Annotated in this window: 12 protein-coding genes and 1 pseudogene; 7 read left to right on the top strand and 6 right to left on the bottom strand. The window is 75.6% G+C overall.

What is annotated here, in order from left to right; genetic code table 11:
- Nucleotides 1–111 precede the first annotated feature (111 nt).
- Nucleotides 112–690: a hypothetical protein gene (locus ACIF8T_RS26770; protein ID WP_400038651.1), complete on the bottom strand. Its 579-nt coding sequence runs from the start codon at nucleotides 688–690 to the stop codon at nucleotides 112–114.
- A 270-nt stretch (nucleotides 691–960) separates the two neighbouring features.
- Here ACIF8T_RS26770 and ACIF8T_RS26765 point away from each other — a divergent pair, with 270 nt between their 5' ends.
- On the top strand, nucleotides 961–3,648 hold the full coding sequence (locus tag ACIF8T_RS26765; protein WP_400038650.1) for a SpoIIE family protein phosphatase: 2,688 nt from the start codon (nucleotides 961–963) through the stop codon (nucleotides 3,646–3,648).
- 225 nt (nucleotides 3,649–3,873) lie between these two features.
- Complete coding sequence (locus ACIF8T_RS26760) at nucleotides 3,874–4,875, top strand: DMT family transporter (protein WP_400038649.1); 1,002 nt, start codon at nucleotides 3,874–3,876, stop codon at nucleotides 4,873–4,875.
- A gap of 725 nt (nucleotides 4,876–5,600) precedes the next feature.
- Here ACIF8T_RS26760 and ACIF8T_RS26755 read toward each other — a convergent pair.
- Together ACIF8T_RS26755 and ACIF8T_RS26750 are read right to left on the bottom strand one after the other, a co-directional pair.
- Nucleotides 5,601–7,670 (bottom strand): DUF1996 domain-containing protein, encoded by a 2,070-nt coding sequence (locus tag ACIF8T_RS26755; protein WP_400038648.1) that lies wholly within the window; start codon nucleotides 7,668–7,670, stop codon nucleotides 5,601–5,603.
- A 212-nt stretch (nucleotides 7,671–7,882) separates the two neighbouring features.
- On the bottom strand, nucleotides 7,883–8,554 hold the full coding sequence (locus ACIF8T_RS26750; protein WP_400038647.1) for a lytic polysaccharide monooxygenase: 672 nt from the start codon (nucleotides 8,552–8,554) through the stop codon (nucleotides 7,883–7,885).
- Nucleotides 8,555–8,854: 300 nt separating this feature from the next.
- On the opposite strand from ACIF8T_RS26750, the gene ACIF8T_RS26745 reads away from it, so the two are divergent.
- Together ACIF8T_RS26745 and ACIF8T_RS26740 are read left to right on the top strand one after the other, a co-directional pair.
- The gene (locus ACIF8T_RS26745) at nucleotides 8,855–9,538 is read left to right on the top strand and encodes a 1,4-alpha-glucan branching protein (RefSeq protein WP_400038646.1); all 684 of its coding nucleotides are present in this window, start codon (nucleotides 8,855–8,857) and stop codon (nucleotides 9,536–9,538) included.
- A gap of 175 nt (nucleotides 9,539–9,713) precedes the next feature.
- Nucleotides 9,714–10,220: pseudogene (locus ACIF8T_RS26740) on the top strand (DUF664 domain-containing protein); the annotation flags it as partial.
- 56 nt (nucleotides 10,221–10,276) lie between these two features.
- Here ACIF8T_RS26740 and ACIF8T_RS26735 read toward each other — a convergent pair.
- On the bottom strand, nucleotides 10,277–11,173 hold the full coding sequence (locus ACIF8T_RS26735; protein ID WP_400038645.1) for a LysR family transcriptional regulator: 897 nt from the start codon (nucleotides 11,171–11,173) through the stop codon (nucleotides 10,277–10,279).
- A gap of 98 nt (nucleotides 11,174–11,271) precedes the next feature.
- Between ACIF8T_RS26735 and ACIF8T_RS26730 the strand changes: the two genes are divergently transcribed.
- Nucleotides 11,272–11,637, top strand: coding sequence for a YybH family protein (locus ACIF8T_RS26730; protein ID WP_400038783.1), 366 nt, complete (start codon nucleotides 11,272–11,274; stop codon nucleotides 11,635–11,637).
- Between the two features lie 30 nt (nucleotides 11,638–11,667).
- Here the strand turns inward: ACIF8T_RS26730 and ACIF8T_RS26725 are convergent, their stop codons facing one another.
- Nucleotides 11,668–12,297 carry a GNAT family N-acetyltransferase gene (locus ACIF8T_RS26725; RefSeq protein WP_400038644.1) on the bottom strand — a complete coding sequence of 210 codons (630 nt, stop codon included), beginning with the start codon at nucleotides 12,295–12,297 and terminating at the stop codon, nucleotides 11,668–11,670.
- Between the two features lie 203 nt (nucleotides 12,298–12,500).
- Here ACIF8T_RS26725 and ACIF8T_RS26720 point away from each other — a divergent pair, with 203 nt between their 5' ends.
- A complete protein-coding gene (locus ACIF8T_RS26720) occupies nucleotides 12,501–13,547 on the top strand; it encodes a YihY/virulence factor BrkB family protein (RefSeq protein WP_400038643.1) in 1,047 nt (348 codons plus the stop codon).
- Between the two features lie 89 nt (nucleotides 13,548–13,636).
- On the opposite strand, the gene ACIF8T_RS26715 is transcribed toward ACIF8T_RS26720, so the two are convergent.
- On the bottom strand, nucleotides 13,637–14,089 hold the full coding sequence (locus ACIF8T_RS26715) for a flavodoxin family protein (protein WP_400038642.1): 453 nt from the start codon (nucleotides 14,087–14,089) through the stop codon (nucleotides 13,637–13,639).
- Between the two features lie 145 nt (nucleotides 14,090–14,234).
- On the opposite strand from ACIF8T_RS26715, the gene ACIF8T_RS26710 reads away from it, so the two are divergent.
- Nucleotides 14,235–14,873: a class I SAM-dependent methyltransferase gene (locus ACIF8T_RS26710; RefSeq protein ID WP_400038641.1), complete on the top strand. Its 639-nt coding sequence runs from the start codon at nucleotides 14,235–14,237 to the stop codon at nucleotides 14,871–14,873.
- The last annotated feature ends 20 nt before the right edge of the window (nucleotides 14,874–14,893 follow it).

Below are 14,893 nucleotides of genomic sequence, written 5' to 3'. Positions count from 1 at the left end.
GAAGTGCGGCACCGGTGCTCGGCCGGGCCGCCCGGACGGTGCCGGTCCGGGCGGCCCGGCCCGGTGTCACCACCCCCTCGGCAGAGGGGTGACGACCGGTGGGGCCCTAGCTCAGCGCACGCCGCTCCAGGTGTGGGCGACGTCGATCACGATGCGGTCGTGCAGCGGCAGGACCCGGAAGGGCAGCCGGGCGCGGACGCCGAGGCCGACCTGTGTCTCGCCCTCGAAGCTGCCGGCGAACCGGGCGTCCCGGAAGGTGCGGTAGCCGGTGAGGTCCACGCCCGGCAGGGGGCGTCCCGCCCGGGCCGGGTAGACGGCCGCCCCGGTCTCGGGGTCGTAGGCGGGCGCGCCCACCCGGATCTCCAGGACGGCTCCGCCGGCCACCGCTATGGGGCGCCCCGAACCGTCCTGGTGGAGACGGTCGACGTACCGCACCGAGTAGCCCAGGCCGCTGCCGGCTCCGGGGATGTCGACGACCATCCGGTCGAAGCAGGCGTGGCGGCCGGTCCTGATGTTGTTCACCGGCGTCGTCGTGGCGGTGCCGCCGGTCTTGGCGACGCTGCCCCAGCCGGTGGGGCAGGCCGTGGTCTGCGCGGTCGCGGCGGTGGCCGGCACCGCGGCCGCCGTGAGCGTGGCGCCGATGAGCGCGATCGCCGCGCACGCCGCTCTGGTCTTCCTGTTCCGTAGCATCTCTCGCCCCCGGGATCTGCGTGGTGTTGGTATGGGGTGAGACGACCGGGTTGACCGAAAGGTTGCGCTCTGCGCGAGGCGCATGTCACGGAAGTCGCGCAGTTCGGTGCCGGGGTCCCGGAGTGCCGGGCCGGACCGGTGCGCCGGGGCGGGGCGGCCGGAATCCGTACGCTCCCCCGCCGCGCCGGACCGCCCGCCATGGCACATCCTGGTGGGAGGCGAAAGGTGTCCGGTGCGTCCGCACCGGGAGGACGCGACATGGATCGCGACATGGATGAGGCAGCCGCGGGACCGGACGGGGTCCGGCCACCCGGTGCCCCGGGCGGGGGCGGCGACGGCCGGGGCACCGGCGCGCCGGGCCTGGACGGCCGGAGCGGGGACGCGGCGCCCGGCGGGGACGCGGCCCGCGCCGAGGGGACCGCGGAAGCGGCCGCGGCCACCGGCGCGGAGCAGACGCCGGCCGCCGCCCGGATCGAGGACGCGCTGGCGGGGCCGCTGGTCGCGGCCGTGCAGGCGGCCCGCGGGTACGGCGGGCTGGTCTACCTCCGCTCCCGGGACCGGCGTTCCCTGGTGCTGGCCGTGGTGACCGGCGTCCCGCGATCGCTGCTCAAGGCCTGGTGGCGGGTGCCGGTGGGCGGCGCCCTGCCCATGGCGGAGGCGTACCGGCGGAGCGAGAGCCTGTGGCTGCCGGACGAGCGGGCGGCGATGCCGCGCTTCCCGCAGTTCACCGCCGGACTGCCGTACTCGTTCGCCTCCGCGCACCAGCCCGTCCGGGTCGGCGGCGAGACCGTGGGCGTGCTGGTGGTGCTCTGCTCGGCCGCCCGCGGGCCGGGCGACGCGCGGGCCGCGGACACCGTGCTGCGCGCGGCGAGACAGGAGCTGGAGGACCGGCTCACCCGCCGGACGGGTGAGCCCGGCGGCACGGCGGGGATCGGGTACGACGCCGATCCGGTCAGCGTGCGCTTCCCCGCCCCGGCCGCGCACGCCGTGCGGATCGGCCTGTTGGACTGGGACCTGGACACCGGCCGGTGCTCCGCCGACGACGAGGCGCTCGCCGTGCTCGGCGTGCGCCGGAGCGACTTCGGCGGCACCCTCGCCGACATCGAGGCCCGGATCAGCCCCGACGACCTGCACGAGCTGCGGGCCGGCCGGCAGGACGCCCTGGTGTCCGGGCGGGTCAGGGCCCGGCACTTCCGGGTGCTGGACGAGTCGGCGGCCGAGGGCGAGATCCGCTACCGGCCCGTCGAGCTGTGGGGGCACCTGGTGCCGAGCAGCGCCGGTGCCGGACGCCTCCTGGTGGGCGCCCTGGTCGACGCGGCGGGCGGAGTCACCGCGGCCGAGGCCGCCGAGCGGCTGCCCGACGGCCTGTTCTCCCTCGACCAGGACGGCCGGGGCATCTACGCCAACCGCCGCTGCGCGGAGCTGCTGGGCTGCGAGCGGGAAGAACTGCTGGGCCGCTACCCCTGGGACGTGATCACCTGGCTGCGCGATCCGGCGTACGAGGACCGCTACCGGGCGGCCATGCTCTCGCAGGAGCCCGTGTCGTTCCTGGTGCGGCACCCCGACGGCGGCTGGCTCGGCTTCGTGCTCTACCCCGGTGTGCACGGGCTCACCGGCCGCGTCTACCCGTCCGGCCCGCCCACCGGGACCGAGCCGGTCACCGCGACCGCCGACGGTGTCGTGCCGGGCACGGGGAACGGGGCACCGCCGCCCGAGCCGGTCACCACGGCCCGCGCGGGCGCGCTCTACCACGTCGTGCAGATGGCGAGCGCGCTCACCGAGGCGGTCACCGTGCGGGACGTGTGCCGGGCCGTGTCCGAGCAGTTGCTGCCGGCGTTCGGGGCCGAGCAGCTGGCCCTGTACACGGTCAGCGAGGGCCGCATGTACCTGCTGTGGGAGTCCGGCTACCCGAAGGACTTCCTGGTGCCGTTCGAAGGCGTCACCCTCGACACCCGGCTGCCCGGCGTCCACGCCCTGACGACGCGGCTCCCGCTGTTCTTCGAGTCGCCCGAGGCCCTGGCCGGCGCCTACCCGGGCATCGCCCTGGACCGGATGAGCGCCTGGTCGTTCCTGCCGCTGATCGCCTCCGGCCGGTCGGTGGGCTCCTGCATCGTCGGCTGGGACCGCGCGCGCCGGTTCACGCCCGACGAGCGCTCGGCGCTGACCGCGCTGAGCGGACTGGTCGCCCAGGCTCTGGAGCGGGCCCGGCTGTACGACGCGGAGTCCGCGGTCGCCCGGGGCCTGCAGGAAGGGTTGCTGCCGCACCGGCTGCCGGTCATCGAGGGGCTGCGCACCACCGGCCGCTACCTGCCCGGCACCCAGGGCATGGCCATCGGCGGCGACTGGTACGACGTGATCCGCACGGGCCGCGGGGTCGCCCTGGTCATCGGCGACGTCGAGGGGCACAGCGTCGGCGCGGCCGCCGTCATGGGGCAACTGCGCAGTGCGGTGCACGCGTTCGCCGCGAGCGAGAGCCCGCCGCAGGAAGTCATCACGCACACCAACCGGCTGCTGACCGAGCTGGACGCGGACGCCTTCGCCACCTGCTGCTACGTCGAACTGGACCCGCGCACCGGCCGGGCCCTGGCCGTGCGGGCGGGCCATCCGCCGCCGCTGCTGCGCCACCCCGACGGGCGGGCCGAGCTGCTGGACCTCGTGGGCGGGGTCATGCTCGGCGTGCAGCCGGACGCCGACTACCCGGTGACGGCCCTGACCCTGGACCCCGGCAGCGTCCTCGTCCTGTACACGGACGGGCTCGTCGAGCAGCCCGGCAGCGACATCGACACGGGGATCCAGGAGGTCACGCGCTGCCTCGTCCGGACCCCCGCCGATTCGGTGGAGCACCTCGCCGACCAGCTGATCAGGACGGCCCGCCGCACCCCGGACCGGCCGGACGACGTGGCCCTGCTCCTCACGGCGTACGGCGGACCCCGGGAACCGCCGCCCGGCCGGGGATGAGCGGGCGGGTCCCGGGGACCGGAGCGCGCGGCGCCCCGGGGGCGGCCGTGCCGGTCGGCGTGCCGCTTCCGAATCCCTCACCGGCGCGGCGCCCGCGCCCGTCGCCGGGCCCGACGGCCGGGCGGCCCGGAGTGCCGGCCGCCCGCACCGCTCGCCGATTGGTCCCCGAAGGCGCCCCGCGAGTGGACCTCCTACCGGGCCGCGGTGCTCCCTAGCGTCGTCGGCATGAACGCCACCACCACGCGGGGTTCCCTCCTCGCCGCGCTCGCCTGCGTCCTCGTCGGAGGGTCCTTCACCGCGAACAGCCTCCTGGGCGACTACCCGTACGCGGGCGGCCAGTTCCTGCGCTACGCGCTCGCCTGTCTGCTGTTGTTCCCGTTGGCCGGGCGGGGCGGCCTGGCCCGGCTGCGGACCCTGACGGCCCGCCAGTGGGGGCGTCTCGCGCTGCTGGCGGCCGTCGGCATGGTGGGGTTCAACCTGGCCGTGCTCGCCGCCGAGCGGACGGCGGAACCGGCGGTCCCCGGCGTCTTCGTGGGCTGCGCGCCCGTGGTCGTCGCCGTCGTCGTCCCCCTCCTGGACGGGCGCAGGCCCCGGCGCGCCCTGCTGGCCGGGGCGTCGCTCGTGGCCGTGGGGGCCTTCACCGTGCAGGGCTGGGGGCGCACCGACGGCTCGGGCATCGCCTTCTCGCTGTGCGCGCTCGCCGGCGAGGCCGGTTTCGCCGTCCTCGCCGTGCCCGTCCTGCGGCCCCTGGGACCGAGGCTGCTGTCGGCGACGGTGTGCGGCCTCGCCGCGGTGGAGTCGGCGGCGGCCGGCGTGCTCCTGGACGGCGCCGACTGGCTGCGCCGGCCGGACGGCACCGAGGCCGCCGCGCTGCTGTGGCAGGCGGTGGTGGCCACCGTCATCGGGTTCGTGTGCTGGTACATGGGCATGCAGCGCATCGGGGCGGAGCGGGCCACGCTGTTCTCCGGCCTGATCCCGGTCGCGGCTGCCTGCACGGCCCCGCTGGTGGGCACCGGCTCCTACGGGTTCGCCCAGGCCGCCGGCAGTGTCCTGGTCGGTGCCGGAGTGGCGCTGGGGTCGGGCGTGTCGACGGCGGTCCGCCCGCGGGTCCGCCTCCGGCGGACGGCCGCCCGGCCGGTCGCCGACGCGGTGGGCCGCGCGGGTGACGGGTGGTGGGTGGCGGGACCTCCGCGGCAGGCCGCACGGGACGGCGAGGCCGGCCGGTGACGGGGCCTCCACGGCCGACCGCACCGGACGACCGGGCCGATCGGGCCGACCTGGCCGACCAGCGACCGGACCTCCACAGCAGGCCGTACGAGACGGCAAGACGACCACTGACAGGGCCTCCACGGCCGACCGCACCGGACGACCGGGCCGGCCAGGCGACCAGGCCGACCAGCGACCGGACCCCCACAGCAGGCCGTACGAGACGGCAAGACGACCACTGACAGGGCCTCCACGGCCGACCGCACCGGACGACCTGGCCGGCCAGGCGACCAGGCCGACCAGCGACTGAACCCCCGCGGCAGGCCGTACGAGACGGCGAGGCCGGCCGGTGACGGGGCCTCCACGGCCGACCGCACCGGACGACCTGGTCGACCAGCGACCGGACCTCCGTGGGCAACCGGTGACCAGACCTCCGGACGGACGTGTGTGACGGCGAGGGGCTCCGACGCCCGCCGCGATCCGCGGCACACGCCGCGCCTCGCCGCCTCGCCGGCGCGTCAGCGCGTCGGCTTCGGGCGAAGAGCTGGATGCTCGAGCGGCACGGCTCCCGAGCGGCCCGGCCGCCGAAGGCCGCGCGGGCCCTTCCCCCGAGCCGGGCCACGGCCACGGGCACGGGCACGGGCATGACGACAGCGGCGGCCACGGGTACGGGCATGACGACGGCGGCGGGACCCGTGCCTCAAGGGTCCCGCCGCCGTACGTCCGCCGCCCGGGGCGGTCTCAGCTCACGCCCGGCCGCGCCGCACCCGGCGGAGCAGGACGACGCCCACGATCACCAGCAGGCCGCCCGCGGCCCCCGGCCACACCTGCGCGCCCGTCGCGGCCAGTCCACCGCCCACGGTCTGCGGCTCGGTCTGCCCGGCGGCCGCCGGGACCTCGTCGCGCGCGGTCGGCGAACCGACGGCACTCGGTGTCCCGGCGGCACCCGCCGCGTCCGCGTCGCCCTCCTGCGTGCCGCCCCCGCCGGGCGTCGACGCGGCGCTGCGGGTGGTCGGGGCCGCCGATCCCGCCCGGGGCTCCGCCGTACGCGGGGGCGAGCTCGCGCCGCCGCCCGCCGGCGCGGTGCCCGGCCTCCCGGCCACGGGCTCCGACTCCGAGGGCTGTGAGGGCTGTGCGGGCTCCGCGGGACCGGAGGATTCCGCGGGCGCGGAGGGCTCCGCGGGCCGGGAAGGCTCTTCTCCCCCGGCGTCGCCGTCCGCGGGCGGCTCGGCGGTCCTGGTCGGCTGCTCCTGCGGGCCCTCGGGAGCCTCGGTCGGTTCGTCGCGCGGCGGCTCGGGGGTGGCCGTCGGCTGCTCTTCGGGTTCCTCGCCCGGTCCCGGGCCGGAACCGTCGCCGGCGTCGCACGTCCGGCCCTCGTTGATGCAGTCGACCATCTCCCGCATCAGGTCCTCGTCGAAGACGTTGATGAAGTCGCCGTGGTCCGTGACCGGCTTGTGCAGCTGTTCGGGGAAGGAGTCCACCGCGAACAGCGGGGTGGTGCGGCCGCCGTCGTCCAGGCTCGGGGCGTCGACGTCGTACACGAGGCGCTGCACCAGCTGCGGGACGGGCCGGAAGCCGGCCGGGCAGCTGCCGTCGGCCGCCGCGAACGCCACGTGGGTGCGGTGGTTGGCGCTGTCGATGTTGCGGCCGTCCCAGCAGCTCTGGAACCGGAAGGTGCGCACCACGTCGCTGCCCTGCGGGCACAGCGGGTACTTGTCCTTCAGCTGGCGGTCCTCCAGGCCGGTGCAGCTCCAGGAGGCGTTGGCGTTGGCGGGCCCGTTGACGAACGCCTTGGCGTCGCCGGTGATGATGCGCAGCAGCCGCGGCATGGCGGTGACCTCGCCGCGCGGGTTGCCGACGAACGTCAGCGTGACCTGCTTCGGGGTGACGATCTCGCCGGCGTTGCCCTCGACGCCGCCGCCGGGCGACTGGGCGTCCTGCTCCTGGGTGCCGTTCTGCAGCCGCAGCACGGGCCAGAAGTAGGAGGACCTGTCGCCCGGGTTCTCGCAGGTCGTCTCCCCGCCCGCGAGGTCCTCGTCGCTGGCGAAGGCGTCGTTGGCCTGGTTGCCGACGTAGTCGTGGAAGTGGTGGGCGCCGTTGCCGACGCCGGGGGCCACGATCACGTTGTCGGAGTTGAACCGGCCGTTCTCGTTCACGCCGCAGCTGGTGGTGAAGGAGCCGCGCGAGGCGTCTTCCGTCCGGGGCGGGTTCGGCACGTTCGGCCGGACCGCGGTGAGGTCGGCGTAGTCCGCGGCGACGGGCCCGTTGCCCGCCTGTCCGCCGTTGCCGGGCTGCTCGCCCTGCTGCCCGCCGCCGTCGCCCTGTTCCTGGCCGCCCTGCTGCCCGGCGGTGGCCCGCACCGTGCAGGCCGCGAGGGCCTCCAGCCCCTCCGGGCGGTCGCCCGCGCCGCCGATGGCGGCCGTGATGCGCCCGATCGTCGCGGTCCGCTGCTCCTCCAGCGGACCGGTGACCGCGTCCTGCGCGGCGGCCGGGTCCGGGGCGCCGCTCCGCGCGGACTCGCTCAGCTGCCGGTACGCCCGGGCGATCTGCTCGTCGAGGGCGGCGAGCTGCTGGTCGACCTCCGCCTGTGCCGCGCCGGGGACCGAGGTGAGGCGGCTGCCGACGTCCGGGCAGTCGATCGTGGCGGCGCCGGGCGCGCCGTTCGCCCGCCCCGCGGGGTCCCCGCCCGTGCCGCCCTCGGTCGCCGAGGCGTAGACGTTCGCCGCCACCAACCCCCCTCCGCCGAGGATCAGGGCGAACGCGGCGAAGGTCGCGCGCTGTGGGCCTCTGGGGCGTCTGCGCGTGTTGCGTCCCAAGGAAGTACTCCTACGCTTCGTGGCGGCGGGGCGGCATGGAAATCCCCCCGCCCCATACGCAGGCGGGCCCGGGTGCGTTCAATCGCCTCACGGATTCTTCGGGAACTCTCAGGAACCGCGGGGCCGGCGGGCGTTCCCGCCGGCCCGGTGACACGGTGCGGACACGGCTCCCCGCCGGACGGGAGCGTCCGGCGGGGGCGGTGCGGCCCGTGTCAGCGGAAGTTCACGTCACTGCACAGGAAGTACGTCTGGTCCATGTGCGAGGCCTGCCAGACGGTGTACACGACGTGGCGGCCGCTCAGGCCCGACGTGCTCACCGGGATCGAGTAGTTCTGGCCGGGCGCGTACTTGCCGGTGCGGGCGACCAGCTGCAGGTCGTTCCAGGTCAGCGGCTGGGTGGTGGGGTCGAAGCCCTGCCGGGTGACGTAGACCAGGATGTAGTCCGCGCCGTGGCCGGCCTGGTCGTGCAGCTTCACCGTGAAGTTGCTCGTGACGTCGGTGGTCTTCCACGGGCCCACGGCGTCCAGGGCGTTGTAGCGGCCGCTCTCGGTACGGCCGCCGCTGCACAGCTGGCCGTTGGGGACGACGGACTGGAAGTTGCCGCCGGAGCCGTTGCGGTACAGGCCGTTCCAGTTCCACATGGCGTTGGGATCGGCCTGCCACGCCTGCCAGCACATCGGGTCCTGCTGGGCCATGGCCGGGTTCTGGAAGTCGCTTCCCCACCGCAGCCAGCAGCCGTAGTTGCGGGACGCCGGGTCGACGACCGAGCCGTGGGCGCGGGCGGTGCCGCTGCCGGGGATCAGGCAGAGCAGGACGGCCGCGAGCACGCTCAGGGCGAGCGTCACCCGCGAGCGCACGCTAAGGACATGGGCATGACAACTCATGATCTTCTCTTTCGATGTGGGGGTCTGTCTGTCTTCGGGGTGGTGCGCTGTGGGGAGTTCGGGGGCGTGGGAGCGCTCCCGCAAACCTCAGGCTGCGCCTCGCGTAACACTGCTGCAACACACGATTGCGCCACTTCCGCGCCCGGTGGCGCGTTGCTGTCGGTCGGCCCGCACCGGGGAGCGCCCGGCCGCGGCGGGCGCGCGTCCCGTGCTCCCGTCCGGCGGAAATCCGTGCGGGCGGCGCCGCGCGGAGGGGACAGTGGGAACCCCGCAACCGCCCGACGGAGGAGAAGCCCCGGCATGGCCGTCGTCCATCGCACCGAACTCAAGCCGAGCAAGCTCGAACTGCTCACCGCCTGGCTCCCCTCCCGGCCGTGGTACCGCGGCGGCGGCGCACCGGAGTTGGCCAAGGCGGGCGGCTTCCGGCTGGACGACCCGGAGGGTGAGGTCGGGATCGAGTTCATGGCGGTCACCGACGCCTCCGGCACGCTCCCGGTCACCTACCTGGTGCCGCTCACCTATCGCGGCGCCCCGCTCGACGGGGCGGAGCACGCCCTCGTCGGGACCATGGAGCACGGGACGCTCGGACGGCGCTGGGTCCACGACGGCTGCCACGACCCGGTGCTGGTCGCCCAGTTGACGGCGCTGATCGAGGGCCGCGTCCAGGCCCAGGACCAGAACACCAGCGACACGCCCGACCGTGAGGTCACCCGCTCCCGCTCCGGTGACGGCGGCGCCCTCCCGGCCTTCACCGCGCGCGCCACCGACGACCCGGAGGGCACGGAGCTGCGCGCACCCGCGGGCACGGCACTGCGCCTGCGCCGCGTTCTGAGCCCCGCCCCGGCCGGCGCGCCCCTCCCGCCGCCGGGCGCGGCCGGTCACGTCGCCGGCTCCTGGCGGCTGCCGGACGGGACGCGGGCGCGGGGGCTGTTCGTCGTCCTGCACGAGGACCCTCGCGCCCGGACGGCGGACTCCGAGGAGTAGGCGCGACCGCGGGGCCCGATGAGCCCTTCGGGTTCCTGTGTCCGGTCCTGTGTCCGGTTCCTGTGTCCGGCGGCCTCCGCGGGAACGATCAGGTCCGGTCGACGGCCCTCCCGCGGGACGGCCCGGCGGAGCGAACACCGGTCCTCGACGCAGGCACGGACGAGGAGCACCACCGGTGACCGGTGGCAACCGCACAGGGCCGCTCCGTCTCGGCGGCGGACGCGACGTGCTGCGGGCCTTCTCCGGCCACCACCGCGCCCCTCGCCCCGAAGGGCGCAGGGCTCACCGACGAGGGGCTGCGACGGCGGTCGATGCCGCCGTCCGCGCTTTCGCCGCTCGGCCCGGTGCGGCACCTGGCGGAGGTGGGGCGTGCCTGGTCCCGTCGGGTGTTCGAGGACGGCGACGCGCCCATGGTCCGGTCCGGCGGGACCGGCTTCCAGGCGGCCTGCGACGCGGGCGCGCCGGCCGGGGACGAGGCGTTCGCGGCCCGGGAGGCCGAGGTGGGGAACTCGCGGCCGTCGGGCGGGGGGCGGAGTCCCTGGACCGGGTCGCCGGGTACCGGCCCCGAGGGGGCGAGGAGGCGTCGCCGCGGAGGGTGATGACGCATGTGCCTCCGGAGTACGGCCGCCGCGACGGGCACCCGGACCTTCTGCGTGCGGGTCTCGACGGGACCGTGGGCGCGGCAGCCGGTGCGACGGCGTCCCCCACCCGCCTCCCGAGGCGTCGCCCCCCCGCGTGCTACCTCCGGGCGGGGTCGGGTGTGCCGAACGCCCGTCGGGCGTGCGCGAGCAGCTCGCGTACCGCGGGGTTGTGCGCGCCCTTCCAGACCAGGGCGAGCAGTGCCGGCGTGGCGAGGTCGTCGATGAGGCGGGCGGTGAGCCGGTCGCGGTGGCTCTCGGCCATCGACCGGCTGAGGACGGCGACGCCGAGGCCGCGGGCGGCGAGGCCGGCGACGGCGTCCGCGGCACTGGCCTGCAGCGCGATCGAGGGGTGCAGGTCCTGGGCGGCGCAGGCCCGGTCGAACACGGTGCGCAGACCGGTGCCGGGCGGCATGCACACGATCGGGTGGGCGGTCAGGGCGCGCAGGGTGACGCGCCGCCGGCCGGCCAGGGGGTGTCCGGGCGGGACCGCCGCGACGAGCCGCTCGCTGACGATCGTCAGCGCGTCCAGCCCGTCGGGGGCGGCGCTCGCGGTCCCGACCAGCGCCAGGTCGGCGGTGCCCGCGCGCACCCGCTCGACGAGCCGGTCGGAGTGGTCCTCCAGCAGGGAGAGCTCGACGCCGGGATGCGCCCGGTGGAAGGCGGCGAGGGCGTCGAACAGCGGGGTGACGGTGCAGCCGGTGACCATGCCGACCGTGAGGCGGCCCCGGATCACGTCGGTGACCTCCCCCACCGCCTGGCCGACCGCCCCGGCCGCGGCGAGCGCGGCGCGGGCGTGTCCGAGCGCGGCCTTCCCCGCCACGGTCAGGGTGACGGTGCGCGCCGACCGGTCGAACAGCTCGGCGCCGAGTTCCCGTTCGAGCTGACGGATCTGGGCGCTGACGCCGGACTGGCTGATGTGCACGCGGTCGGCGGCCCGGGTGAAGTTGCGTTCCTCGGCGACCGCGACGAAGTACTCCAGCTGCCTCAGTTCCATGACTGTGGATTCTAGTTTCCATGACAGCCATCTGTTGGACTTCTGGTCGGCGGGCGACCACGCTGGACGGCACCGGAACCCGACGCGAGGAGGACGCCATGCCGGAGTACGAGAAGGCCCTGCGGCCCGAGGACATCACCCGCCTGTTCGTGGAGCGGTCCAACGCCGGCGACGCGGCCGGGGTCGCCGCGCTGTACGAGGAGGACGCGGTGCTGGCCTACCCGCCCGGCGAGCTGACGGTGGGCCGGGAGGCCATCCGGGCGCTGTGGGAGAAGGTGCTGGCCGGCCGTCCCCGTTTCGAGCCGGAGCCGCCGCTGCCGACGCTGGTCAGCGGCGACCTCGCCCTCACCTCGACCCCGCCGGGGGACGGGGCCGGCGCCCGGGCGCAGGTCGTCCGGCGCCAGCCCGACGGGAGCTGGCTGCGCGTGCTCGACCAGCCCGAGTTCACCCGGCCCGGCCGCTGATCCCACGGCTCCCGCCGGCAGGGGGGCCGGTCAGACCGGCTCCTTCGTCGACCGGCCCAGGTAGGTGACCGTGTCGTCGCGGGGGACCTGGTCGAGTTCCCGGAAGCCCAGCCGGTCGTAGAAGGCCCGGGCCGGGGTGTTGGCGGTCACCATGGAGAGGTGGACGGCCTCCACGCCGCGGTCCGCGAGGGCCTGCAGGAACGTCCGCATGAGGCGGCGGCCGTGGCCGTGGCCCTGCCACGGCGGCAGCAGGTCGATGTGCAGGTGGGCGGGGTGGCCGGCCAGTTCCGGGAGGACCATCCGCTCGGGGTGGTGCAGGAGGTGGGCCATCGTCTCGTCGCGGGTGCGCGGCGGCCCCGGCGGCTCCGGGTAGCGGTCGGCCACCAGGGGCAGCCAGGTGGTGCGGAACGCCTCGGCGAAGCGGGCGGTGTCGGCGGTGCCGAGGATGTAGCCGACCGCCCGCCCCTGCCCGTCGTCCAGGACGAAGGCCAGCTCGGGCTCCAGGTGGACGTAGGGGGCCGCGAAGATCACGGGGAAGATGCCGGGGTCGTCGTAGAAGGGGCGGCTGTCCTGGCCGAGGTGCGCGGTGCGGACGCAGACGTCGTCGAGGGCCGGCCGGTCCTCGGCGCGGTAGGGACGGATGAAGGCAGACGTGGTCACCGGAGCATCCTGCCCGTGCTGGGAGCGCTCCCACAAGGGTTGTGGCCCAGCCGCCCGCAGGCCGCCCCGGCACGGGCGCGTCCGGCCGCAGGTGTGGGCGGACCCCTCCCGGAGAACCGGCCCCACGGGGTCGGCGGCGTCCGCCGCCCCGCCCGGCCGTCCGCCCGCTGCTTAAGGAGCCGGTCCGGGGTTACCCGGAGTGCATGGTGAAGCTGCACATTCCAGGGCGAAAAGACCAGCACACCGGCGATGCTCCGCCGCCGGACGAACCGGGGCCGGACCCGGAGGTGGAGCGGGCGGCTCCGGACTCGCCGACGAAGCTGCCCCGCGGGTCGTGGAAGGCGGTGCTGAAGGGCAGCCTGCGGGAGTTCAAGGACGACGAACTGACCGACCGGGCCGCCGCCCTGACGTACTACGGGGTGCTGGCGCTGTTCCCGGCGCTGCTGGTGCTGGTGTCGCTGCTCGGCATCACCGGCAGGTCGGCCACGGAACGGGTGCTGGACAACCTCCAGAAGCTGGCGCCCGGGTCGGCCCGGGACATCATCACCCGGGCCGTGGAGCAGCTGCAGGGCAACGCGGGCGTCGGCTCGCTGATGGCGATCGTCGGTCTCCTGCTGGCCGTGTGGTCGGCCTCCGGGTACGTGGCGGCGTTCATCCGCGCGGCCAACGCCGTCTACGACATGCCCGAGGGACGTCCGGTGTGGAAGGTCCTGCCGGTGCGGCTCGGCGTGACGGTCGTGCTGATGGTGCTGGCCGTGGTCAGCGCGGTGATCGTGGTCTTCACCGGCGGCCTGGCCCGCCAGGCGGGCGGCGCCCTGGGGTTCGGGGACACCGCCCTGACCGTGTGGTCGATCGCCAAGTGGCCGGTCCTCGTGGTCCTGGTCACGGTCATGATCGCGATCCTGTACTGGGCGAGCCCGAACGCCAAGGTGAAGGGCTTCCGCTGGATCACCCCGGGCAGCTTCCTCGCCCTCGCCATCTGGCTGATCGCCTCCGCCGGGTTCGCGTTCTACGTCGCCAACTTCGCGTCGTACAACAAGACCTACGGCACGATGGCCGGTGTCATCGTCTTCCTGATCTGGCTGTGGATCACCAACCTGGCCGTCCTGCTGGGCCTGGAGTTCGACGCCGAGACGGCGCGGCAGCGGGCCATCGCCGGCGGTCATCCGCCGGAGGAGGAGCCGTACACCCAGCCCCGCGACACGCGTAAGTGGGACGAGCAGGACCGGCGCCGCCTGGAAGGCGCCTGACCGGCCCGGCACCGGGCCGCGCACACCTCCGCCCCGGACCGTGAGGAGTCCCTCCGGTCCGGGGCGGAAGTGTGCGCGGGGCGGGCCGTTCAGTCCATGAGGCCGGCGGCGAGGGCGGCGCCCAGCTCCCAGCAGCGCTCGGTGTCTGCCTTGCCGGGCTCGCCCGTCACGGTGACGGCGTCGGCCGCGCGGCGCCAGCCGAGGCCCGTCGTGATCGCCTCGATGCCGCGCACCGCCCCCGTCACGTCGTTGCCGCCGTGCACCCAGTAGCCGAACGGCCGGCCCCGGGTGGCGTCCAGGCAGGGGTAGTAGACCAGGTCGAAGAAGTGCTTGAGGGCGCCGGACATGTAGCCGAGGTTCGCCGGGGTGCCGAGGAGGTAGCCGTCGGCGGCGAGGACGTCGGAGGCGGTGGCGGACAGCGCCGGCCGCCGTACCACCCGGACGTCCTCGATCTCCGGGGCCGTGGCGCCGGACAGCACGGCCTCGAACATGGCCTGGCAGTGGGGGGAGGGCGTGTGATGCACGATCAGCAAGGTGGGCACGCCCCGACCCTGCCGTGCCGGGCCCGGCCCCCGCAAGCGGCGCCCCGATCCGCCGCCCCCGTTGTGCGGGCCGGACCGGCGGTGACACGATGCCCAGCCGTACGCCGGCCGGCACGTGGCTGGCGGGCCGACGAGGGGGGATGTCGTGACCGACCGGGACGAACGGCGGCGGGCCGCCGCGGTGTTCGACGCGCTGGGGGCCCGGTACGAGGAGGCGTTCGGCGGCTCCGCGGCGCACCGGGAAGCCCTGGAGTGGCTGCTGGAGCGGCTCGGGCCCGGCAGCCGGGTGCTGGACGTGGGCAGCGGCACGGGACGGCCCACGGCGGCCGTGCTCGCCGCGGCCGGCCACGACGTGCTGGGGATCGACGTCTCCCCCGTCATGGTGGAACTCGCCGCCCGGCAGGTGCCCGGGGCCGCCTTCCGGTGCGCCGACATCCGCGACGTGCCGCTCGACGACGGCTCGTACGACGCGGTCTGCGTGTTCTTCTCGCTGCTCCAGATGTCCCGCGCCGAACAGTCCGGCCTGGTACGGCGGCTGGCCGCGGCCCTGCGGCCGGGCGGTCACCTGGTCCTGGCGACCGTGCCCGTCGACGTGGAGGACGTCGAGGCGGTCTTCATGGGGCAGCCGGTGCGGGTCACCAGCTTCGCCGCCGCGGACCTGGCCGCCCTGGTGGAGGCGGCGGGCCTCACGGTCGTGTCGGAGCAGCAGGTGCTGTTCACGCCCGGACTGCCGGAGGCCGAGCCGGAACCCCACCTGTTCCTGTGCTGCCGGCGATCGCCATGACTAGCCCGCGCCGGGCCAGG

This window comes from Streptomyces sp. NPDC085946 (genome assembly GCF_044540485.1).
GTDB lineage: Bacteria > Actinomycetota > Actinomycetes > Streptomycetales > Streptomycetaceae > Streptomyces.
The sequence above is the reverse complement of the archived record's forward strand: the minus strand, read 5'-3'. Positions and strand labels throughout refer to the sequence as shown.